General features: G+C 30.7%; 20 protein-coding genes. 1 reads left to right on the forward strand and 19 read right to left on the reverse strand.

Translation table 11 applies throughout. The features are described from left to right. Positions 1-168 precede the first annotated feature (168 nt). Positions 169-480, reverse strand: a complete 312-nt coding sequence (locus tag RSD37_RS03410; RefSeq protein ID WP_346945289.1) for a DUF1540 domain-containing protein — start codon at positions 478-480, stop codon at positions 169-171. Between the two features lie 196 nt (positions 481-676). On the opposite strand from RSD37_RS03410, the gene splB reads away from it, so the two are divergent. After that, a complete protein-coding gene (gene splB / locus RSD37_RS03415; protein ID WP_346945290.1) occupies positions 677-1,699 on the forward strand; it encodes a spore photoproduct lyase in 1,023 nt (340 codons plus the stop codon). A 126-nt stretch (positions 1,700-1,825) separates the two neighbouring features. On the opposite strand, the gene RSD37_RS03420 is transcribed toward splB, so the two are convergent. The 18 genes from RSD37_RS03420 to RSD37_RS03505 all read right to left on the reverse strand — a co-directional run bounded on the left by RSD37_RS03420 (position 1,826) and on the right by RSD37_RS03505 (position 22,783). Next, positions 1,826-2,146: a hypothetical protein gene (locus tag RSD37_RS03420; protein ID WP_346945291.1), complete on the reverse strand. Its 321-nt coding sequence runs from the start codon at positions 2,144-2,146 to the stop codon at positions 1,826-1,828. A 67-nt stretch (positions 2,147-2,213) separates the two neighbouring features. Continuing rightward, the gene (gene lsrF / locus RSD37_RS03425; protein WP_346945292.1) at positions 2,214-3,137 is read right to left on the reverse strand and encodes a 3-hydroxy-5-phosphonooxypentane-2,4-dione thiolase; all 924 of its coding nucleotides are present in this window, start codon (positions 3,135-3,137) and stop codon (positions 2,214-2,216) included. Between the two features lie 149 nt (positions 3,138-3,286). Next, on the reverse strand, positions 3,287-4,285 hold the full coding sequence (locus RSD37_RS03430) for a dihydroxyacetone kinase subunit DhaK (RefSeq protein ID WP_346945293.1): 999 nt from the start codon (positions 4,283-4,285) through the stop codon (positions 3,287-3,289). Positions 4,286-4,338: 53 nt separating this feature from the next. Continuing rightward, positions 4,339-4,962, reverse strand: a complete 624-nt coding sequence (locus tag RSD37_RS03435; protein WP_346945294.1) for a dihydroxyacetone kinase subunit L — start codon at positions 4,960-4,962, stop codon at positions 4,339-4,341. Positions 4,963-5,097: 135 nt separating this feature from the next. Further along, positions 5,098-5,649: a DNA-3-methyladenine glycosylase I gene (locus RSD37_RS03440; RefSeq protein ID WP_346945295.1), complete on the reverse strand. Its 552-nt coding sequence runs from the start codon at positions 5,647-5,649 to the stop codon at positions 5,098-5,100. A 31-nt stretch (positions 5,650-5,680) separates the two neighbouring features. Beyond that, entirely contained in the window at positions 5,681-6,394 is a 714-nt protein-coding gene (locus RSD37_RS03445; RefSeq protein ID WP_346945296.1) for a SprT family zinc-dependent metalloprotease, read from the reverse strand. A 28-nt stretch (positions 6,395-6,422) separates the two neighbouring features. Further along, complete coding sequence (locus tag RSD37_RS03450; RefSeq protein ID WP_346945297.1) at positions 6,423-9,617, reverse strand: type I restriction endonuclease subunit R; 3,195 nt, start codon at positions 9,615-9,617, stop codon at positions 6,423-6,425. Positions 9,618-9,870: 253 nt separating this feature from the next. Beyond that, positions 9,871-10,614 (reverse strand): HNH endonuclease signature motif containing protein, encoded by a 744-nt coding sequence (locus RSD37_RS03455; RefSeq protein WP_346945298.1) that lies wholly within the window; start codon positions 10,612-10,614, stop codon positions 9,871-9,873. After that, positions 10,611-12,332, reverse strand: coding sequence for an AAA family ATPase (locus tag RSD37_RS03460; RefSeq protein WP_346945299.1), 1,722 nt, complete (start codon positions 12,330-12,332; stop codon positions 10,611-10,613). Before RSD37_RS03460 ends, RSD37_RS03455 begins: the two co-directional genes overlap by 4 nt. Positions 12,333-12,563: 231 nt before the next feature. After that, positions 12,564-14,306: a DUF2326 domain-containing protein gene (locus RSD37_RS03465; protein WP_346945300.1), complete on the reverse strand. Its 1,743-nt coding sequence runs from the start codon at positions 14,304-14,306 to the stop codon at positions 12,564-12,566. Beyond that, a complete protein-coding gene (locus tag RSD37_RS03470; RefSeq protein WP_346945301.1) occupies positions 14,297-14,533 on the reverse strand; it encodes an ABC-three component system middle component 6 in 237 nt (78 codons plus the stop codon). The genes RSD37_RS03465 and RSD37_RS03470 overlap by 10 nt, the downstream gene beginning before the upstream one ends. 15 nt (positions 14,534-14,548) lie before the next feature. Next, positions 14,549-15,496 carry an ABC-three component system protein gene (locus RSD37_RS03475; RefSeq protein WP_346945302.1) on the reverse strand — a complete coding sequence of 316 codons (948 nt, stop codon included), beginning with the start codon at positions 15,494-15,496 and terminating at the stop codon, positions 14,549-14,551. 200 nt (positions 15,497-15,696) lie between these two features. Further along, on the reverse strand, positions 15,697-16,218 hold the full coding sequence (locus RSD37_RS03480; protein ID WP_346945303.1) for a hypothetical protein: 522 nt from the start codon (positions 16,216-16,218) through the stop codon (positions 15,697-15,699). A 20-nt stretch (positions 16,219-16,238) separates the two neighbouring features. Next, positions 16,239-17,483 (reverse strand): restriction endonuclease subunit S, encoded by a 1,245-nt coding sequence (locus tag RSD37_RS03485; RefSeq protein ID WP_346945304.1) that lies wholly within the window; start codon positions 17,481-17,483, stop codon positions 16,239-16,241. A 13-nt stretch (positions 17,484-17,496) separates the two neighbouring features. Then, entirely contained in the window at positions 17,497-19,014 is a 1,518-nt protein-coding gene (locus tag RSD37_RS03490; protein WP_346945305.1) for a type I restriction-modification system subunit M, read from the reverse strand. A gap of 101 nt (positions 19,015-19,115) precedes the next feature. Beyond that, on the reverse strand, positions 19,116-20,414 hold the full coding sequence (dnaB, locus tag RSD37_RS03495) for a replicative DNA helicase (protein WP_346945306.1): 1,299 nt from the start codon (positions 20,412-20,414) through the stop codon (positions 19,116-19,118). A 65-nt stretch (positions 20,415-20,479) separates the two neighbouring features. Then, on the reverse strand, positions 20,480-21,196 hold the full coding sequence (locus tag RSD37_RS03500) for a replication initiator protein A (protein ID WP_346945307.1): 717 nt from the start codon (positions 21,194-21,196) through the stop codon (positions 20,480-20,482). A 378-nt stretch (positions 21,197-21,574) separates the two neighbouring features. Further along, entirely contained in the window at positions 21,575-22,783 is a 1,209-nt protein-coding gene (locus RSD37_RS03505; RefSeq protein ID WP_346945308.1) for a hypothetical protein, read from the reverse strand. Positions 22,784-22,860: the final 77 nt, after the last annotated feature.

Below are 22,860 nucleotides of genomic sequence, written 5' to 3' on the forward strand. Positions count from 1 at the left end.
AAATTATGAACTATAGTAAGTTCAAATTTCTATCTGAGATAACTCTTTTACTAAATATACCTACGTCTATCCGCTCCATTACTTCAATCTATTTTAAGATCGAAGATAAGAATTCTAATTAGGCATCTGAAAATAAATAATAAGTCAAAGATGTAAATTGAACATGCCTTATCTACAGCTAAATGTTGAACATTGTGTTTCTCTACTGCTGCATGCATGGTCTCCAGCAATAGATACTTCATTAGCTTCGCATTTGAAATTTCCATTGTAAACACAATTAGTAGCCTGGCAACCAATCTCCATTTGAGGATTAGGTGATTCAGTAGAATTTGTCATCGCACCATTATTTTCTTCAAAATTCTCACAGCAAGTGGATGATTGTTTAGTAGCACTTTTTCCACCTACTTCTATAGAATTCACACAGCAATAATAGTCATTATTATGTGCACAACTACAAGCATCACATTTTAATTTAGTCATGATACATTCCTCCTAAAGTTTATTTCTACATTATTGTTTCTTATAGTAGAAATTTTATTCTTACCATATTATATACATTTTATTTCTGCACATAATATTAACTTACATGTGAAAAATAACCCTATAAATATATATGAAGGTGAGGTGAATTTTAGTAAGGTTTAATTTTTATAATATCCCTTGCTAAAGCTATTAAATGTTTATTCCAAAACGAATACTCTTTGAAAAAGGAGCTCTAGATTATGATATTGCTAAAAATATTTATAATACCTTTAAAGATAATAAAAATGTAGAAATAATAAAATTAACTTCTAATAAAATCAAAGACCGAATTCCTGGTGATGACTTATATAATTTTTATAGAGAAGGTAAGGATACCTTAGTTGTAGGTATAAAAAAAGGCTTCAAGTTTCAATCTTGTAAACCATCAGCTCACTGGCAATTGCCACTCATTTCTGGCTGTATTGGTCATTGCCAATACTGTTATTTAAATACCAATCTTGGAGATAAACCCTATACTAAAGTTAATGTAAATATTGATGACATTTTAAATCAAGCACAAAAATACATTGATGAAAGGCTTCCTGAAATAACTTTATTTGAAGGCTCTGCAACTTCTGATCCAATTCCTGTAGAACCTTATACCCATAGCTTGAAGAAAACCATAGAGTTCTTTGCTAGTAGCGAAAATGGGAGATTTAGATTTGTTTCAAAATATAATGATGTAGATAGCCTTCTAAATATAAAACATAATGGACATACAGAAATTCGTTTCACCCTAAATACATCAAAGGTAATAACTGACTTTGAGAATAGAACTGCCTCTATAGATAAAAGAATAGAAGCCAGCGTTAAGGTAGCTAAAGCAGGTTATCCTCTAGGATTTTTAATCGCACCCGTATTTCTTTATGAAGATTGGAAGAAGGATTATAGAGAACTACTGGTTGATCTACATGATAAATTACCAAAGAACTTATCTACCCCTGTAACCTTTGAGGTTATATCCCATAGATACACTCCAAAAGCTAAAAACATAATCCTAGAGGTATTCCCTGAAAATACCCTTCCAATGGAAGACGAAGAACGAAAATATAAATATGGTCAATTTGGCTATGGGAAATTTGTATATACTAAGGAACAACTGCAGGAAATGAAAGAGTTTTTCACTAAAGAGATAAACGATCTATTTAAGGATGGGGATATAAAGTATATTATTTAACACTCCATTATGATGTAATATAACTATAAAAAAAGTAGAGAATCAGTGAATTCTCTACTTTACTTAATTAATAAGATTTTTATTCATAACCAAAATTCACTACTAATATAGATTTAGAATCTATAATTATTTACTAGCGATTTCCATAAGTTCAAATATAACCCCATCTCTAACTGCAAAGCATAATGTGGTGTTTTCATTCACCTTTGTAGGTTCTACAAGAATTTCCTCACATTTTTTTAATTCCTCTTCTATGGAATGTACTTTAATTGCAATATGCGGATTCCCTTGCATCTTCTTTGGCATCCATGAATCCTCATCAAAGCGAAGATACTCAAATTTATAGTCATGATTTTCAGGGTCTGTAACATAAACCTTCATGCCCTCTATATAAGTTTCGTTTTCTTGTACCTTCTTTGTAGGTACTCCTATATGAACAAATTCCATAATTCTTTTCCCCCTTAATAATGTAATGCCATAATCAACATTTAGTTAAACCATAGACTTACTTTCCCTAAAAAAATTTCATCTGAACATTACTTTTAGCTTCTTCCTTATATAAATTATTCTTCATATCACAATAAAATTCATAGGCTTCTTTATCTGTAAAGCCTTCATGGACCACATTTCCCACAGCTTTAGCCATAGCTTTTGGACTTTCGGCTTGAAATATATTTCTTCCCATATCAACTCCAGCAGCACCCTGGGAAATTGCTTTATAAGCCATTGTTAGTGCTTCAGCCTCTGGAATCTTCTTTCCACCTGCAATTACTATAGGTACTGGACAAGCTGCCACCACCTTTTCAAAATCATCGCAGTAATAGGTTTTTATTATTTGTGCTCCAAACTCTGCTACCATCCTAGTTGCTAAAAGAAAATACTTAGAGGTTCTCTCCATTTCCTTTCCCACAGCTATTACTCCTAGTGTTGGGATTGAATATCTATTTCCTGCATCCACTGTTCTCACCAAATTCTCTATAGAAGTTTTTCCCCCTTTAGCCCCTATAAAGACTTGAACTGCCATACATGAAGCATTAATTCTTATAGCATCTTCAATATTTACTCCTATAACTTCATGGCTCATATCCTCATCTAATACTGAACTTCCAGCGGTACACCTAAGAGCAATAGCCTTGTTACAAGTTGGAGGTATTGAAGTTCTTATAGCTCCCCTAGTTCCCATAATTACATCCACATCTTTTAGTAGTGGCGGAATCGCTAAATCAAGTCTTTCCAATCCTGAAGTTGCCCCCATTATATATCCATGGTCGAAGGCTAGCATAACTGTTTTTCCACTTCTCGGATTAAATATTCTTGAAAGTCTATCCTTCATGCCAAAATCTACATTTTCCATCCCCTTAACATGAAATCCACTTTTTATATAAGGAATATCTAATTTAAAATCCTTCCTCAAATCATTTCCATCTTTATCTGCCATATAAAAACACACCCCAATTTACTTAATAGCATAATTACAATTTACTTAACACTATAACTTCTAAATTTTAATAGACTGTTGAAGTTGGCATTAATATTACCCAAGCTAGGATAATATGATGCCATTACTAACCGTTAATTAAAACATAGCTATTTTTTTAAATATGGAGTATTACATGGTGCATTCCAATAGCTCAATAACTCATCATCCATTCTTGCCATCATCATCTGGAAGCCAGCTTGCTCTTGAACTGTTAGAAGTTCATCTACCACATTTGCTACTATCTCAATATTTCTTTCCTTCAAATAGTTAAAGCATTTTCTATAAACTATTAGAAGTTCCATAAGAGTTGTAGCACCAGTTCCGTTAAGTATTAGAAGTATTTTTTCTCCCTCTTTAACATCTAAATCCTTGATAAGGGCATCAACCATTATTTCTGCGGTTTCATCAGCTGTCTTTAGTTGTTGTCTTCCGCCGCCACCTTCTCCATGTTGTCCCATACCGATTTCCATCTCATCCTCACCAAGCTCAGAAATCATTGATCCTGTACTTGGATGAGTAGCACCTCTCACTGCCACTGCTAAAGTTGCCATATTATCTGCAAATCTTTGTGCTATAGCTGCTATTTCTTCTAAGGTTTTTCCCTGTGCTGCTGCAGCCCCTGCAATCTTATAGGTTGGAATACATCCTACAAGCCCACGTCTATCATCACTATTTTCCCTTGGAGCATTAGCAATATCTTCTTGAGTAACCACCTTTATAACATTTAACCCTTCCTTCATTGCGCCTTTCATTGCTAAATTCCCAGTGAGCATATCTCCAGCATGGTTAAGAACTACAAATAATACTCCCTTTCCTTTATCCGCAAGCTTTAAAGCCTCTACACAAGCCTTAGGTCCTGGTGCTGCAAAAACATCTCCCGCTACAGATATATCAACCATCCCCTCTCCAACAAAACCACTTATAGCTGGCTCATGTCCAGTTCCCCCTGATGTTACAATAGTAACTCTATCTGCATTTTCTAAAGCTTTATTCACCACTAAATTATTTTCCCTTAACTCCAAAATGTCTGAATTTGCAAGAGCAAGCCCCTGTAAAAGTTCACTGGTTAAGTTTTCTGGATTATTGATAAATTTTTTCATTTTCATAACTCATACCCCCAAAACAATTATCTTAATTTATTTAATATTTACTTACACTTTTAAACGCCTAATGCTTCTGCCCAGCCCTTAAATAATAGAGACAATGACATAGCTCCTGCATCCATATACCCTAAAGTTTGTTCCTTATAAAATCTTGCTCTACCAAACTTAGCCACATAATTCTTACTATCCTCAGCACCCTTAGCCGCAGAAGCTGCTATATCTCTTAATAACTCAGGAAGTTTCTCTTTTGAATACCTAGCCCCATTAACTACAGGAATAAGCACATCCATCATGGTTTTATCTCCAACCTTAGCCTTAGTAATCAACTGCATATTTATAAGAGAAGCTAGTAGCATATCCTTTAAATTTTCTTCATTGATTTCCTTCTCTTCCTCTATGCCCTCTGATAAACCAACAATGAAGGTACCCCAAAGAGGTCCCGCTGACCCTCCATTTACATTCATTATTTTATCTCCCATGATTTCTAAAAATCCCTTTATAGAATCTTCATTATGATTAACTATACTTTCTCGTATAACTCCACTGATTTTACCAATTGTTACTCCATGATCTCCATCTCCAAATTTAGAATCTATTTCAGATAAAGTATCAACATTATCCTCTAGCAATTCACAAGATTTTAGAAACATTCTTTTAAAATCTTCTATATTTAAAATCACCCTAACACCTCCAAAACATACTGTGATTTTGTAATAAGTATATTTATAAGGGATGGTGAATATTCCTGAACTTATAACTAAATAAATAAAACGCTGAAAACAGTAATTTTCATACTGCTTTCAAGCGTTTTTCATCTATATTTTTCTAAAACAACTATCTATATGGTCATTAATAATTCCCGTGGCTTGAAGATGTGCATATATAGTTATAGATCCAAGAAATTTAAAGCCCCTTCTTTTCATATCCTTATAAACTTCATGGGAAAGAGCTGATGTTGCAGGTAGTTGAGATATATTTTCATAACTATTTACAACAGGTTCGTTGTTAACAAAGCTCCATATATATTTATCAAAGCTCCCAAATTCCTTTTGTATTTCTATAAATTTTTGTGCATTGTTTATGGATGCCTCAATTTTTCTCCGGTTTCTTATTATACCTACATTATTCATCAATTCTTCGATTTTATCTTCTCCATACTCAGCTACTTTATTAACTTGAAAATCCTCATAAGCTTGTCTGTAGTTTTCTCTTCTTTTCAAGATTGTAAGCCAACTTAGTCCTGATTGTGCTGACTCTAATACTAAAAATTCAAAGTGCTTTTTATCTTCATGAACAGGTACTCCCCATTCTTCATCATGATATTTTATATATAATTCATCGGATTTACACCAATCACATCTGTTCATCTTTTATCTCCCCTATTCTCATATCTCTCATTTATAAATCTAATCTTACACCATAATTTTTTAACCAGTTCTTTCTCACTTCATAATCAGGCATTATAGATGCGAGCAAATCCCAATACTCTTGTGAGTGATTCTTATGATACATATGGCACATTTCATGGACTATTATATAATCTAGTGCATTAGCTTTTGCCATTGAGCACCTCCAATTAAATAGAAGTTCATCATTTGCTGTACAACTTCCCCATCTTTTCTTTTGTTCTTTTATTTTTATATCTACTGGTTTCTTTTTAAAGAAGCTTTGATAATACTTTATTCTTTTTCTTCCTTGTTCTTCTGTCTTCTCTCTATACCAAAGTTCCATGGCTTCTCTTATTAAACTATCATTCTTTTCATTAACTGTTACATGGAACTTACCTCTAAAGAGTTTTACCGATGAAACCTGTTGTGAAGAATCTACATGGATTTGTAGTGAATAATTTCTCCCTAAATACATAAAGGATTCTCCATTTACAAATTCCCTCTCTATTTTCCTATGCTCCATATTTTTAAAGGAATATAGTTTTTGAACTATCCAAGCACCCTTAGATTTTACTATCTCCTTTATCTGATTCTCTGGAGTATTTAGTGGTACTACCACAGTAATACTACTCGGTGGCTCCACTGATATACTAATGGTTTTTCTATTTCTATATTCTACATAAAACTCTAATTCTTTTGTTCCAAATTGTATTTTTAGTTTCATACTTTCTCCAATGGCATTTACTAACCTTTTAAATTACATGAAAATGCACTTTTGCTAAATTTAGTAATGGTTCCATTATTCTTTCTCTTACATCTTTATTTATAGCAGCTCTATGCTTTCTTATAAGCATTAGTTTTATTTCTCTTTTTATATCATTAGTCTTAGAGTTATTTGTAGCCCAATCTATAACATAGTTATCCTCAACTACTTTCTTAGTATCCTTAGCTATATCTTTAGACAACTCTATAATATCATTTCCTATATATAGCGCATCTGGTTCTTTAACTACACCGTCTTCTACATTCTCTTCTAAAATATACTTCTTTATAACTTCAAAGAAAGCATACTCCTTCTCATCTAAACCTAGTTCATTAGCTTTACTTGTTACCCCACTATTTACTTCTCTATTAATGAACTCCTCTAACTGCTTCTTTCTTTCAATCCAATCATTAACGGTTTCATCTAATATCTTTTGAAGCCTTTCCAGTAGTGATTGATAATAAACAGGGTTTTCATGTCCTTTAACATTAATGGTATGCTTAATAGCGTGTTCCATAGCTGATGCCTGAGCTTCATCTGATTTTAATGTATTTACTTTACTTTTAAAATCATCCTCAAATAAAGTAATAGGCTCTATCCAAGTTCTAACACCTAGTGATTTCAAATGCTCATCTATTATTTCTCTTACCTTTTCTCCACAGTCTGCTATATCCATCTCTTCCCCTGGAGCAAATTTCGCCTTTGCTGCTGCTCTTATATAGGATACCCATCTTAAATCGTTTATTATCTCTGTTCCTACATTTGATGGTAATAACCCTTCAACTGCTCCTGAGAACTTTCTATAAACCAGCTCAAATTCTGCCCTTTTATCCTCTGGTTCTATACGATTAACAAGTTCATCTAAATTATCTTTACTCGCACCCTTAAACATATTCATAATAGCTTCTCTATAAGATAGCATTTCATTATACATATCCTCTATAGAATCCATAGGTTTTCCTAATTCTTCTGCATCAAATACAGCTAGAGCCTCTTCTAAATAGTTTGATATACCGTAATAATCTACAACATAACCACATTGCTTGATTATAGTTTCTTTTTTAGTTTTACCACTTTCAAGAATTCTCTCTATCTCTCTAGTAGAAGTTCTATTAACCCTTGCTATAGCTTGAAGTAATGTATGTTCTTTTAGTGGTCTATCAAGATACATAACTTGCTCTATAGGAGCATCAAAGCCTGTTAAAAGCATGTCCTTAACAATTAAAAAACATAGCTTATCCTTAGCCACTGGTTGCTTAAATCTATTAATCAAAGCTTCCTGTTCTGGCTTAGTCGTAAAATGTTTCTTTAAATGAGTTTTGTCATTTAATCCACCTGAAAATATAACCTGAGCTTCAAAGTCTTCTCCTAATATTTCTCCAACATGCTTACTTATAGCATCATAATATTTAACACAAGAATCCCTAGATACACAAACTATTTGAGCTTTAAACCCATTAGGAAGAATCTGTTCCTTATAATGTTTAAGCATATCTCTAGCTATATCATCTATTCTATCATCAGATTCAACTATGGCCTTCTTTGTAGCATACTTTTGTTTTATAGCTTCCTTCTCTTCATCGGTTCTATCATTAAAAGCTTCATCAAATAAAGAATCTAAAGACTCCCCAAGAACTTGCAAATCTGGCCTTCTACCTTCATAAACAATCTTAACAGTAGCACCATCATCTACAGCTTGTTTAATAGAATACTTATCTATATATCCACCAAAAGTTCTTTTAGTAGACTTATCTTCCTTATCAATAGGTGTCCCTGTAAATCCAATAAACACAGCATTAGGAAGTGCAGTTCTCATATTTGTAGCAGTATCCTTATACTGACTTCTATGAGCCTCATCTGCAAGGACTATAATATTTTGCTTTGTACTTAAAACATCATAATCCTTAATGTAGATTTGCTTAACTCTCTCCCCATTTTGCACCACTTCTCTCTCCTCAGTTTCACTTTGGAACTTTTGGATAGTAGTCATAATTATCTGTGGCTGTGAATTTGATAAAAGTTCTTTCATAATAGAAATCTTATCCGCCCTTACTGGTGTAGTAATCTTAGATAAAGTTCTATCAAAGGTAGCATAAATTTGTTTATCCAAATCTATTCTATCTGTAACAACTACTATGGTAGAATCCATAAGCTGCTCCGTTCTCTTAATCTTCCTAGCTAAAAAAACCATGGTTAAAGATTTTCCCGAACCTTGAGTATGCCAAACAACTCCACCACGAGCTATTTTATCTTTATTTCCTGTTATTCTATCTATAGCTTTATTAACAGCCCTAAACTGCTGATACCTACAAACCTTTTTAATAATAGCTCCACCCTCAGCTTCATAAACTATAAAGTTTCTCATTAAATCTAAAAGATTCTTCTTCTCTAAAAAGCCTTGAAGGAATATATTTTGTCCAAAATCTTCAACATTCCCTATATCTTCTTTATTAAAGGGATATGGATCTTTCCATTCTAAATAATGATTATACTTTGAACTTATAGTTCCAACATAACCATGATACTTATTTAAAATCCCCGTAAAAAAGTTTGTATAAAATAATCTAGGAGCACCTTCACCTAAGGATGAATCTCTCTCATTCATATACCTTCTGAGCTGCTCAAAAGCTTGTTTCTTCCCGATGCTCTCATTTTTACCCTTCTCTAAAAAAGGTGACTTCGCCTCTAAAACAATAACCGGAATACCATTTATAAATACAACTATATCCGGAAATATAGATTTTCCTGAAAGAGTTCGAACCTCAAACTGTCTAGTAACTAAAAAATCATTATTCTCAGCATTATCAAAATCATCAAAATCTATAAACTTAACTGTTTGATGCTTCTTTTGACCATTGCCATAGATATCCTGCTCCACAGTATAATTCAAATCTACAATAGCATCATAAAGTTTTTCATTTATCTCCAGTAAGCTTGTACCCAAACTATCTGCCCTTGATATATACCTAACAGTTCTATCTAAATTTCCCTCATCCATCCAAGGATTAAGTCTTTTTAAAGCATCTCTTAATCTATTCTTCAAAACCACATCAGATAAAGAATCCCTAGCACCACTTTCAGGGGTCAACGCCTTACCATGAATGAAATTATAACCTAATTTATTTTCTATATAATCAATAGCTGGTAACTCAACCAATGTTTCTTCATTTCCCAAGTAGCCCATACAATCCACCCTATTTTCTATAAATTTAATTACTTCAATTATACACTATGTTGCAATTCATAAACAAATATATATAATATATTCCACTTTTTTCTATAATATTTTTAAAATAAATACGTCAGTAATCGTAAAAAAACATAGATTTCTCTATGCTTTTCTTTATTACTTTATTACTATTTCATTTTTCATTAAATTTTTAGTAATAAATAAGTTCTTATCTATTACTACACTACTTTATTAATACACAATTTTTCTACAACCTATTATTGACCTTTTCATTTTGCCAATACTCATAAAATTTATTATAATAAAAATCATATCCTTGTGCCCTTATCAAAAATTCAATTATTTCATAGTTATCATCTCTATTTTTTTCAACTATTTCCTTTACCATGTTACTTATTTCTTCTAATTCCCCTACAAACTCTGATTTATCAAAAAACATGCTAATTGTATTCTCACCTATTTTAGTTTTTGCTTCATACATATAGAACTCTGGATTAAAGTTAACATGCTCTTCAACATTATCAAAGGTGGGTTCAATTAATCTACTTTCACTACATAATTCATTTAAGATTATATCTTTGTCATAAATATAATCAAACTCTTCTAACTCTTGCTCCATACATGCTTCTATTATTTTTTTACCTTTAATTTCGTTAGGTACAAATTTATTTTTATAATTCTGGTTACATTTCTTACAACTTGGAACTAAATTATCCAAGCAATATGCTAAATAATTATACTCGTGTGAGGGAAGAAAATGATCTACATCCATATCACTATCTTTTATTTTTTTTCCACAATAAGTACAACAACCTTTTGTAATATTTATTAGGTAATCCCTTACTACTCTAATATTATTTTCTCTAATACTATTCCATCTAGGTTTTACATTACCATCTTTATCATACAAATCCAAATAAATTCTCTTCTTATATTCATTGTCTAGCAATTTTGTTGGTTTAGTTATTAAACTTCTATCAAAGGAAATCATTGAACCAGCTCCTTTAATCTTTCCAGTACACGTCTCCTTGGATTACCCTTAGGTAAACTTGGTATTAGCTCCTCATACAATGATTCAATTTCGTTTTTCAACTCAGGATTTTTTGATGATACATAAGCCTTAACCATTTCACTATATCTTATTAACTTTTCCTCCAATGTTTCAACTATCAACATATCATTAATAGGCTTAACCTTTTCAGTAATATCAAAAACATTTCTTAATATATCACTCATATACCATTCCTTAGGATTTCCTACACTAATATATTTAATTTTATCTTCTTCTCTAAATAATTCTATTGCTTCATTTTCATCTGTAGTTGATACTATCATTGGAGAGTGAGTTGATATAATAAATTGTACTTTAGGGAATACCGCTTTTAATATTTTCAATATTCTTTGTTGCCACATTGGATGTAAATGAACTTCAATTTCATCAATTAATACAATTCCCGGTGTTTTTAAAAGCACGTCTACTCCAAGTTTAGGGTTTAAAATTGCCATTCTATATGCTATATCGGAAATTATACCAACTACATCTTTATACCCATCACTAAGATAAGATACTGGAATTATATTACCATTATTAAACAATACTGCAATTTCACCTTCATTAAATAAAATATCTTTAACAGTGTTTTCTTCTCCATCAGTTAACATTGTTAATGCCTTTTTTATGCTTTCATTAACAGCTGATAAAACTGGTATCTTTTTTGAGTATTCAAATTCTCTATATTTCATCTTTCTATACCAATTTACAAAGAACTTGTAATTTGATGCAGGTTTTAAGCAATCTTTGTAACCCACAAACCTTGATAATTTTTCTGTTTTCTCTAATATCCTCATGTCACGTGTAAAACTTGCAACTCGTCCTACTCCATGGTAAGAAAAAATAGGTAATATTATTTCTCTTGAATTAATCTCTCTAATATCACTCACTAATTGTCTTACTACCGTTGTAACTATTGTTGAATCTTTTGTGCTAGTTCTAGCACCTTCTAAAGATGCCTTAACTCTAGACCATTGAATTTCTTGATTTATGAATTTACTCTTAAATTTTACCATAGTTGGTGGATAATCATATCTTACTGGCATTTCCTCAGTATCTTCCAGTGAAAATCTTATGTCTTCCTTATAAATATTCTTTGAGTCAGTTACATCATCAACTCCATTTAGGAAAGCTCCTATTCCTACCGCAACACCTTCTAGAATAGAAGTTTTTCCACATCCATTTTTCCCTATCAACACTGTTAACTGCTTATTAAATTTAAATTCTTCATTCTTAAATCCTCTATAATCTTTAAATGAGATTTCATTAATTCTAAAATCAACAGTAATATCTGAAACAAATGTGTCTCTTATCCCTATAATAAGATCAAATACTTTTTTTAATTCACCATTATTTTCTAATCCAACATTAAATTCTTTCTGTGGAATATTTTCTTTCCAGTATTTATCAAACTGACTCTTTAAGCGGATTGATTTATATTTATCACCTGACATTTTTATTATCTTAATTTTCACGCTATCACTTGATAGTTGTTCTATCTTTAAAGTGCATATACCATAATCTTTATATATAACATTCAATTTGTTTTTGTCTTCTTCAAATGTAAAGTTATTACTTTCCCCTAAAGTGACAAATGCTTTTATCTTATCAACCAGTATTTGATTTATATCTTTATTCTCAAAATAGAAAAAGAACATAACTTCACCTCCGCTACTTTTTATTCACATTCCTTATATTTCATTTATTATCTATATTATACTCAATTAAGTTAATTTTTACCATATAATAATATATATTTATAATCTATATTATACCCCACTTAGGACAACTAATAAACATAAGAAAACTAATGACTATGTTTATTAGTATAAGGAAAGCCATAGATTTCTCTATGGCTTAATCCGCTGCTTACAATTATTAATTTACCCTTATATATCATAAGGAATATCTTTAGTCATACCTAAAAGTTTATCTTCATCTGATGTATCTGTTAATACCAAAATAGTATTTTCGTCAATTAATGCCTTATAGTTTTCATAGTCTTCTTCCGCTACAATATCTTTTAATGTTAATATTAAATCTTCATTTAGAGAAGCTATATATTGCATCTTACCTTTTTTAGTTTCTGATTCTACAATTTTTAATAGTGATAACCTTTGTCTCGGATCCATATTTGCAAACAATCTACTGTCATGGAAAATAAAATCCACATTATGATTTTTTAGTTTTAATAGTGTCATATCAAAACAGAATATACAAACTTCACTAATTCCGTCTGAAGAATCCCCTATTATTTTTGCATTAATATCAAATCTTAATTGGTTATTTCCATCATTAACTTTTATATCTAACCCACTAGATTTATCCTTATAAAAAGTTTTTGAATAACTTCTAAATGTATTCATTATATCTTCTAATAACGCTTTATTCTCTTTTACATATTTACTTGCTGCTAACTTTTGTTGTTCTATATTAATATTCGCCTCAGCTAACTTATCATCATATGTTTCCAGAATATTTTTATAGTCATTAGCTTTTTCTAACTTAAGTCTTAATTCATTTATTTCTTTACTTAGTGCTGTATATTCCTCTAATGCACCATGACTACCTAGAAATCCAATTAACCTATCTAGTTCTTTTGCATACTTATTTGCATTTTTTTCTAAATCGTTTTTACTATTTAGAAGTGATTGTTTTTGTGATTCAAGTCGTGTTTTTCTATTTGCTAATAGTTTGTTATGAAACTCAGTAACCTGTTCTAAATTCCTAACTACATTATCATCAAATACTAATTTAGCTTCATCATACATTTTCAATATACTTCCTAATTCTATATCCGGTTTTATATCCAAGCTTTTTTCAACCTTTCTTATAGAATTTTGAACAAGTACAATTTGATTAGCTAATTCTCTTTTTTTATAAGATATTTCATCAGCTTGTTTCTGAATATCTCTATAATTTTCAGCCACTTTAAATTCATTTAATTTTGTTTCCAACTCATTAATATCATCTTTTAAGTCTGTTATTTCTATATCTAAATCTTCATTACCTACAAAGTATTCTTTTAAAACCGGATCTTTTTCTACAGCTCTTTTACTCTTTACTAGCTCATCTATTTGTTTTTTTTGCTTCATCTTACTTTGAACCATTTCAGCATCTAACCCTAGTAAGTAAGAATTATTAACTAGTTTTGCATAAGGAGTTTCCTTAATTATATAAGTTTCATATTTATTATAACTAGATTTATATCTTCTTATAAATCTAGAAATTAAGCTTCTAAATGTTACATTACTTATTTTATCATTACTTGTAATTTTAAAAACCTTTTCTGCTAATAGGCTTGTATATTTTGAAATACTCATTTCTTTATCATTAACAATACATGTGGTTTGTTCATCACAAGATCTAGTTACTATAAATTCTTCCCCGTTTATTTCAACCTCTAGTGTGAAAGTCCATCCTGTTAAATGTTCTTCGAACACATCAATTTTGTTACTACCTAAGCAAAAATGTATAAGTTCTATAATTAGAGATTTCCCAACACCATTATATGTCTCTTCTAATTTTTTTATCTCTGGATTTTGTCTTCTCCCAATTATAAAATTTAATCCTTCTTTAAATTCTATTGTGTGGAATTGTGATTTATTTGAACTTAATTTTTTTAAGTACATTTAAAAACACCTCCATCTTCATTAATATCAATTGCTCCTATTGAATATAAATAATCTAAAGTTAAAATGAAGTTATCAAATGTAATCCTAATATTAAAATCTGACTTAGAGGATACGCTTTCCCAAATTGAATCAACACTTCCTTGCTTTTTTAGCTCACTTAGAATAATAGCTCCTAATGCAAATAATGATTCTGATAGCTTTATATGTTTCTTTGGTAATATCATTTCCTCACCTCCTTTTCAAATTTCTGGCATCTCAAATATGTCACAACTCTCGAAATAAAAAGCCATTAAACATTCTACTGCCTGTTGAACAGATTGTTTGCTTTCTTTTGGCATACTCTTTTGTAATATGTACATATATCTTCTATCTGCAAAATTCTCTTCATCATCCTTTATTGCTTTCTTTGATTCTATATATAAATCTTTAAATCTATTTTTAATGTCTTCTCTTAAGAAATCTCCTTGATTATCAAAATAGACTTCCACATCCCCATAGTTTATTGCAGCTGCTTCTAGTCTTCTACTTATTATTTTGCTTAATCCATTAAATCTTATTTTTTCATCAAACTCTGGTACATATAATTCATCATCATTATAGTCTTTTGCTGGCAAATTAAATATATGCTCTATAACATCATTTAATGAATCATAATCAACATCATAAATAGCACTTGTTCTTGGTGATAATCCTACTATTGCTATCATGTTATCTTCATCTAACTCAAATAATCTATTTTCCAAATCTTTTGCAACTATTAGTCCCGTAACTAACACATGTTCTTTACCTAGCTCTGTAACAATATTTTTTAGTTTGAGTAATTTTTTATGTACTGTTACATGTACGCCTTTATACTTATCATTAACTACATAGTTAAATTCTTTTATTTCTACTTCATTACTCCATTTTTGTAGCAATCCATTAAAATCTTCTTCTAATTTATTAATAGCAGTATCAATACTTTTAGATATATCTTCTGGACCATAGACTTGATAAAACATACCTGAATTAAGTATATAACCATCATTTTTCATATCTCCAAATGATCCTTGAGGTTTAACAGCTCTGAAATCTGGATGCTTATACTCCATAATTTTTGTAAATAAATTTTCAAACCCTTGAGCATCAGCTGAGTATATTTTATTTTGAAACATTATTCTGATTAAATACTTTTCATCTCTATCCATTTATCATTTCCTCATCCAATCTTTTTTTATTATATATAATCTAATTCTACATTATTTCTGTCAATAAATAAACTAAATTTGCAACCTTTAACATAGTGCTAATTCAGATTTAATTATTACCAAAGGTATGATATCTAGATATTTTAGAATAAAAAAACTACACCACTTATTTGTTTGGTGTAGTTTGGTATAACATATTTTTAAAGTAAATCAATAAAATCTAAAATATAATTCTTAATAGAACTCTTATATCTTATGATCGAATGATTCCTATTTCCATTAAATCCATTTTCTCGGAAGAAATATTCTGATTTTCTTCCACTCTTGTCCTCCCACACTATGCATCTTGCTGGTGCTCCACAGCTGCAATAAATATTTAAGAGCAATGCTCTATTAGGTTCTAATAGTTTTAATGAATATAAAATATTACCTTTTTTTAATTTACCCTTATCAGTAAGTTTTATTTCGTAAACTTTTATATTCTTAAAAATATTATTTACTGGCGCTATCAAAGTATATTCCCCTGACAACTGTAAATCGTCATAACTTTGATAACTGTGATAAACATTTTTTTCTTTTTCACTTGGATTTGCTATTATTGTTATATCATTAAATTTATCATCAATCACGTTTCTAGTAATAATCTTAATAATTATTACTATTATGCTTGCCCACCCCAATCCTTCAAGTATTTTGCTTCCCAACTCCCACACATTATCCATATTTATCTCCTTTGTTAAGATTATCTTTTAATAACAACCCTAATCTTCCCCGTTAAAATCTGCTGCATTAAACCTTTTTTAGTTTCTTCTAACTTTGATTTTTTATCTTCATATTGCTCTATATTTTCATCTACTGATGATAGTATTGATGCTATTTGTTTTTGTTCATCTATTGATGGCATTCCAATACTAATACTATATATTTTTTGTCCTGATATAACAGGCTGAGCATTTTGATTTGCATAATTATTTAAATTTATATAATCTAATAAATAATACATATACATATTGTTAAAGCCTTCAATTTTTTTATCTATATATAGTGCATTATCTGTTATCCAGCAATAAGGTTCGCTAACATGAACACATCCACATTTAGCTCCAACTCTCCCTATAACCAATTTTGATTCTTCGAATAGATATTTATTATGATACCCATTTACTCCATTTCCACCATAAACAGGATATTTGCCCTGAACTATATCTTTTTGAGATAAAAAATTTCCACTAGATAATTTAAAAACCTCCCCAAGACTCTTAACCTCCCACGCCTTCGGTATCTCCCCAATCTCCGTCTTCTTAAATTCCTTATGTCCAATACCTTCGGTTAAAAGCTTCTGCATTAGTCCTTTTTTTAGTTCTTTATTTTTCTCTATAAGTGCATCCACATTATCTATTTGAGAATCTACTGTAGAAAGAATTTGGGCTATTTTTTCTTGTTCTTTTAATGGTGGTACTAAGATGTTAATTTTCTTTATATTTTCTCTTGATATTCCATATACACTAGTACCTGTAGCTAAAAACCTAAACTTACTTCTGACAGCATTGGTAGTAAAACAATATCTTTTGTAGTTACTATCTAATAATTTTTCTTTATCTTTTGCAACTATAGTATGTAATCCAGCAACAAACTCTTTATTATTACTGTTAAATATAGCTACACTTTTGCCTATACCTTCATAATCTTCTGATGCATCTGCAAATACTACATCTCCCGTTTCTAATTTTACTCCTGATTTTATATTCTCATAATTATCATTAAGTTTAGGTAACCATTCCTCATCAGTAGCTGTATCTATATAATTTTCAATTCTCTTGTGTATGTCTCCATAGTGTAAATAATTAATTCCATATTCACCTAATTTAGCTCTTGAAATAGATAATCCTCCAGAGAAATTAAACACATCTCCAGTACTTCTAACTTCCCACTCCTCAGGTATCTCCCCCAGCTCGCTCATCTTATACCCTTCTCTAACTTCCTTCACTCCATCCACCACCTTAAACAACCTCAAAGCCTAATTCTTTTAGATATCCATTAAGCTTCTCCTTAGTTTCTTCTTCTTTCTTTTCAAGGTCTTTTATCTCATCTAAAACACTTTGAATATCTACTTGCTCTTCTTCTTCTGTTGTGTCTACATATCTACTTATGTTTAAGTTGCAGTCATTTTCTTCTATGGTTTTTATATCCACAACTTCTGCATATTTTTCCACAGTTTCGTAGTTATCGAAGGCTTCTACTATTTTAGCTATGTCTTCTTCTCTTAGCTTATTTTTATTTCCATCTTTAACGAAGTTGTTGCTTCCATCTATAAATAGTATTTTATTTTTTCTCTCCACTGCTTTAGCTTTATTTAAAACAATGATGGCTGCTGGTATTCCTGTTCCGTAGAATATGTTTTGTGGTATTCCAATTACTGCTTCTATTAAATCATCTTTTATGAAGCCTGTTCTTATTTTACCTTCTGCTCCTCCTCTGAATAAAACTCCATGAGGTACTACTGATGCCATTTTACCCTTCATGTTTAAGCTTGATATCATATGCTCTACAAAGGCTAAATCTCCGTAAGATTTTGGTGGTATTCCATAATCAAATCTATGGAAGGCGTCATGTTCTGCTTCTTCAGTTCCCCAGTTTTTTAATGAGAATGGAGGATTTGCAAGTACTTTATCAAAGGTTTTTAATACTCCACCTTCTGTGTGTCTTGGATCTCTTATAGTATCACCCTTTTGAATATCTGCTCCTTTAGCTCCATGGAAAAGCATGTTCATTTTACATATTGCCCAGGTAGAAAGGTTTATTTCTTGACCAAATAGAGAAAGGTTTTTATGATTTCCACCATGTTCCTTTATGTATTCGATGGATTGAATAAGCATACCACCCGAACCACAGGTTGGATCGTATATTCTATCTCTTTCCTCTGGTTTTAATAGGTTAACCATAATCTTAACAATTTCAGTAGGTGTATAGAATTCTCCACCTTTTTTACCACCTTCATCAGCAAATTGTTTAATTAAATACTGATAAGCATCTCCAAGTAAATCTTCAGATTCTAGGTTTGAGTTAGCTACATTAATACTGCTAAATAGAATTAAAAGTTGTGATAATTTCTTATCTGGAACTTTTTCCTTATCATTATAGTTAGTTGTAGTTAATACCCCTATAAGTTCTGCATTTTTAGGCTCATCTTCAATGGCTTTAAATGCCTTATCTAGTTCTGGTCCTATATTTAAAGTTAGATTCTTAAGATTTTCCCATCTAGCTTGCTCTGGAACATAGAAGGTTTCATATATAGAGGAATCCTCTAAAAGTTCATTAACTTCTTCTAAATCCATACCCTCTGATGAGAACTCTTTCTTTCTTATTTCTCTTTCTTCATCAAATTCATCATTTAATCTCTTTAAAAACATCATTCCAAATATATAATCTTTGTACTCTGCCCCTGATAATTCTCCTCTTAGAATATCAGCACATTGCCAAAGTTTTGATTCTAATTCCTGTAGTGTAAGTTTAGCCATTTTAGTCTCTCTCCTCTGCTATTTCATATCCTTAATTTTATCACATCTAAATTCCATATAATAGTTACTATCCCCATTAACCAAAACAACTTTCAAACCAATTATCTAAGTTCATCATAAAATCTCTGAACCTCAGGTTTCCATTTTAATTTGAAGGTTCCTGTGATTCCATTTCTATTTTTTCCTACTATAACATGACAAATACCTTTTTCTTCACTGTCATCGTTGTAATAATCAGGTCTGTGAAGTAGCATTACTATATCTGCATCCTGTTCAATACTTCCTGAATCTCTAAGGTCTGAAATTGTTGGTCTTTTATCTCCTCTACCTTCAGAGGCTCTGTTAAGTTGGGCTAATGCTAACACACATATATCAAGTTCTCTAGCTAGATTTTTTAAATCCCTAGATATTTTACTTACTTCATTATATCTACTTCCATTTATATTTTTATCTCCCTGTATAAGTTGAAGATAATCTATAACTATAACATCTAATCCACCTTTTAACTTTTCCTTCATAGTTCTTGCTCTTATTTCTCCTACAGTTAAAGCTCCTCCATCATATACAAAGGCATATCTACTACTAAGTCTAGCTGCTGCATTCATTAAACTTCCGAATTCATCTTCTTCTAACTTCCCAGATTTTATTTTTTGAAGTGGTATGTTTCCCTCTTCACTAAGTAGCCTATCTGTCAGTTCCTCCTTAGACATTTCAAAGGAGAATATGGCAACTCTATTTTCTATAGATGCCTTGGCTGCAATGTTTAGAGCTAATGCAGTTTTCCCCATAGATGGTCTCCCTGCAATAATGTTTAGATTTCCCCTTTGAAGCCCTCCTGTTATCTTGTCTAGTGATTTAAGACCAGTTGTAGCTCCTACTATTGATCCCTTATTCCTAAATCTATTTTCTATACCATCTATAGATGAATTAAGACATTCTGAAATTGTAAACATTCTTCCTCTCTCTTCTGTAACCTTATATAGTTCCTCTCCCATTTTGCCGATAATATCAGTTCCTAGAACACTGTTATCTTGAGTTTTTCTAAGAATCTCATTAGATATCTGAATTAATTTTCTCTTTACAGCCCTATCCTTTATATTGTCACAATGATATTTAATATTGTCCGATAAAGTACTACTTTCGTATAACTTTGTTATGTAACTAATACCTCCAATATCCTTAAGCTGATCTTTATTATTTAGTGCTTCACCAAGGGTTGGTATATCTACAGTTATGCCCCCTTCATAAAGTCTAGATATTTCCCTGTAAATCTTTATATGATTTTCATAATAAAACTCCTCTGGCTTTATTCTTTCTATAACTTCATCTATTATCTTAGGATAACAAATCATTCCCCCTAGGATTGCTTGCTCCCCTTGTAATGTTTTTGGTAACTCCATATTCATATCCCCCTAAATCTATATAATAAAAACAATATTCCTGAACTCTTTTATAGTGGTGTAAACTAGAAATCCTCAAAATTAAAAGGTTTTAAATACTCATAGTTAGAATTATCATTCTTGCCGTTGTCATCAGTTAATAAATTATTGTAATTCCCTTTATGATAATTCTTCTTATAACCCTTATTGTAATTCCTTTTGTAATTCCTTTTGTAATTCCCTTTATAACTTTCTTTAGCCTTTGGCTTATCTTTATTAATATTAGGGTTATTAATATCAGGATTATTTAGATCAGGTTTATTAGGGTTTAATTTTTCGCCCTTGGAAGTATTACTTTTCACACCTTCCTTATGATAATTTTCATCCCCTGAACTGTTAATTTCCAGCTTATCCTTTTGGCAATTTTCATCACTTGAATTATCCTCATCCCTATTTACATCTCCTAAGTAAAATCTTCTTGAAGCATTATAACCTTCACATTTTTCAATTCTTAAAAGGTCAGCATTCTCAAGTTCCCTTACTAACTTTCTTGCAGTGGAAGTTGATACATTTAGCTTCTCACATATACACTCTAAGGAAGCTATGATAAAAACTTGTCCATTTCTATCTCTCATATCATTCATAAAACTAAGATTAAGCCTGTCCTTTAAAATTCCATAAAGTAATATAGAATCATTACTAAGAACCTGTCTATATTTTTCTAATCTATATAAAGCATGTGGAAAAGTTCCATATTTCTCCCTATCCATATTTTCCTCTGTCAACTGTACAAACTTACCCATATTAATCTCTCCCTACATTTGTTAATTATTATTTTCACTGAACATATATGCAGTAAAAGCTTATAGTGTAAAATTTTTCGAAAGTTTTTGGGAAACTTTTTTGAAATTAAAAAAAGATATCAAATAGCATTTATTAATTTAGCTATTTGATATCTTTTATTTTTATAAATAAATTCTTCTGTTTTATAGTCATTGAACCTTATAAGAAGATTATGTCTTAGCTTTCAGATTACCTACGTAAGGGTTGTTGACGTAAATAAAAAATAATGGAAGTTGGAACAGCTTATCAGCTAGTCCTTCTCCCATTATTTTTTATTAAATTTAGCATCGCTTAATTTTAAGTTGAATATTATCATAGGAATCTTCTAAACTTGATGATTACATGTCATCTAAAGGTAATATATAAATATATGAATCATACATACCTCTTTCCATGGCATCTTCCTTTGCTTTCTTTTCATCATCTATTACAGGACTATTCCATAAAGCATAATTATCACATAATGTAACCTCTGTATAATTTGCACATTTATCAGTTAATATATAACTCTTCTTTTCATCAACCGAATATAGTCTCAATTTATCAGTTCCTCGCCATCCTACAAACTTTCCATTGAATTGGGGAAATTCAAAAATATCATCAGAGCCTGAGGAGGTTCTAATTTTAGTTATAATACCATCTTCATATAAGCAAATACTCCATACATCTTTAATATTTTTATCATAAGATGAAGGTTTATCTAATCCACTAAATATAACCCGCTCATCGCTACCAACTATATGATTAGGAGATTTACTTGAAGTTATTCTAGTTATTTCCTTAGTATCAAGATTTTCCTGAAATGCAGCTGTATTTGTTAAAGTGTCATCTTCTGGACCTAGCCAAATAAAGTGGTTATCGTTTATAGCTGGTGCAGTAGCCATATCCTTATACAAGCATTTTTCTTTTGATAAAATATCATATTTCATGATACAGTGAATAATTGTATCATCTTTAAAATAGCCTGTGGACCAATATGCGGTATCCTCACCTAAACATGTTCTTATAAATGGAAGGTTCTTATTATAATTTAAATCTTCGTGAATTTTAGTAACTTCATTTGTATCTCTATTATAGAGCATTATTCGCATTGGACGTAAGTCAGATTCTTCAGTTAAATACTCTTCCCATAATATAAAGTTGTCATTAATTTGTGCTGGTGCTGGAGACCAATTAGGTTCCAAGGTATAGAAAGGCTTTACTTCACTATTGTTAATATTATATAGAAATAGTTCACTTGGCTTATCATTTTCCATTTGTGTAAACCCTAAAATGTTTCCAGAGTTTTCAATAGCAAGTTGACCCCAACATCGTCCATCATCTAACTGAGCATGTATTTTAAGCGGTTTACTTGAATCTAAATTTTCTTCCACGATATCATCTATTTGATTATCCACTGAATTGCTTGAAAACTCATTCGAGGTATTCACATTGCTATCAGTTTGATTTTTTAAAATGTTATCTTGATTAACACCTTGATATATACAAACTCCTATTATAGCTACTACTAATATTATAAAAAATATTATAAATTGTTTATTTTTCATGATATCCTCCAAATGCAATAAAATTAAATATGCTTAGAATTATTATAAAACACCACAAGTTAAGTTTTAATGTTTAT

This window comes from Clostridium sp., from assembly GCF_036646415.1.
In the GTDB taxonomy this organism is placed as follows: Bacteria; Bacillota; Clostridia; order Clostridiales; family Clostridiaceae; genus Clostridium_J.

Coding starts and splice junctions, on each gene's coding strand:
- RSD37_RS03410 (WP_346945289.1), bottom strand. CDS start 480: ATGACTAAATTAAAATGTGATGCTTGTAGTTGTGCACATAATAATGAC.
- splB (WP_346945290.1), top strand. CDS start 677: ATGTTTATTCCAAAACGAATACTCTTTGAAAAAGGAGCTCTAGATTAT.
- RSD37_RS03420 (WP_346945291.1), bottom strand. CDS start 2,146: ATGGAATTTGTTCATATAGGAGTACCTACAAAGAAGGTACAAGAAAAC.
- lsrF (WP_346945292.1), bottom strand. CDS start 3,137: ATGGCAGATAAAGATGGAAATGATTTGAGGAAGGATTTTAAATTAGAT.
- RSD37_RS03430 (WP_346945293.1), bottom strand. CDS start 4,285: ATGAAAATGAAAAAATTTATCAATAATCCAGAAAACTTAACCAGTGAA.
- RSD37_RS03440 (WP_346945295.1), bottom strand. CDS start 5,649: ATGAACAGATGTGATTGGTGTAAATCCGATGAATTATATATAAAATAT.
- RSD37_RS03445 (WP_346945296.1), bottom strand. CDS start 6,394: ATGAAACTAAAAATACAATTTGGAACAAAAGAATTAGAGTTTTATGTA.
- RSD37_RS03450 (WP_346945297.1), bottom strand. CDS start 9,617: ATGGGCTACTTGGGAAATGAAGAAACATTGGTTGAGTTACCAGCTATT.
- RSD37_RS03455 (WP_346945298.1), bottom strand. CDS start 10,614: ATGATTTCCTTTGATAGAAGTTTAATAACTAAACCAACAAAATTGCTA.
- RSD37_RS03460 (WP_346945299.1), bottom strand. CDS start 12,332: ATGTTCTTTTTCTATTTTGAGAATAAAGATATAAATCAAATACTGGTT.
- RSD37_RS03465 (WP_346945300.1), bottom strand. CDS start 14,306: ATGTACTTAAAAAAATTAAGTTCAAATAAATCACAATTCCACACAATA.
- RSD37_RS03470 (WP_346945301.1), bottom strand. CDS start 14,533: ATGATATTACCAAAGAAACATATAAAGCTATCAGAATCATTATTTGCA.
- RSD37_RS03475 (WP_346945302.1), bottom strand. CDS start 15,496: ATGGATAGAGATGAAAAGTATTTAATCAGAATAATGTTTCAAAATAAA.
- RSD37_RS03480 (WP_346945303.1), bottom strand. CDS start 16,218: ATGGATAATGTGTGGGAGTTGGGAAGCAAAATACTTGAAGGATTGGGG.
- RSD37_RS03490 (WP_346945305.1), bottom strand. CDS start 19,014: ATGGCTAAACTTACACTACAGGAATTAGAATCAAAACTTTGGCAATGT.
- dnaB (WP_346945306.1), bottom strand. CDS start 20,414: ATGGAGTTACCAAAAACATTACAAGGGGAGCAAGCAATCCTAGGGGGA.
- RSD37_RS03500 (WP_346945307.1), bottom strand. CDS start 21,196: ATGGGTAAGTTTGTACAGTTGACAGAGGAAAATATGGATAGGGAGAAA.
- RSD37_RS03505 (WP_346945308.1), bottom strand. CDS start 22,783: ATGAAAAATAAACAATTTATAATATTTTTTATAATATTAGTAGTAGCT.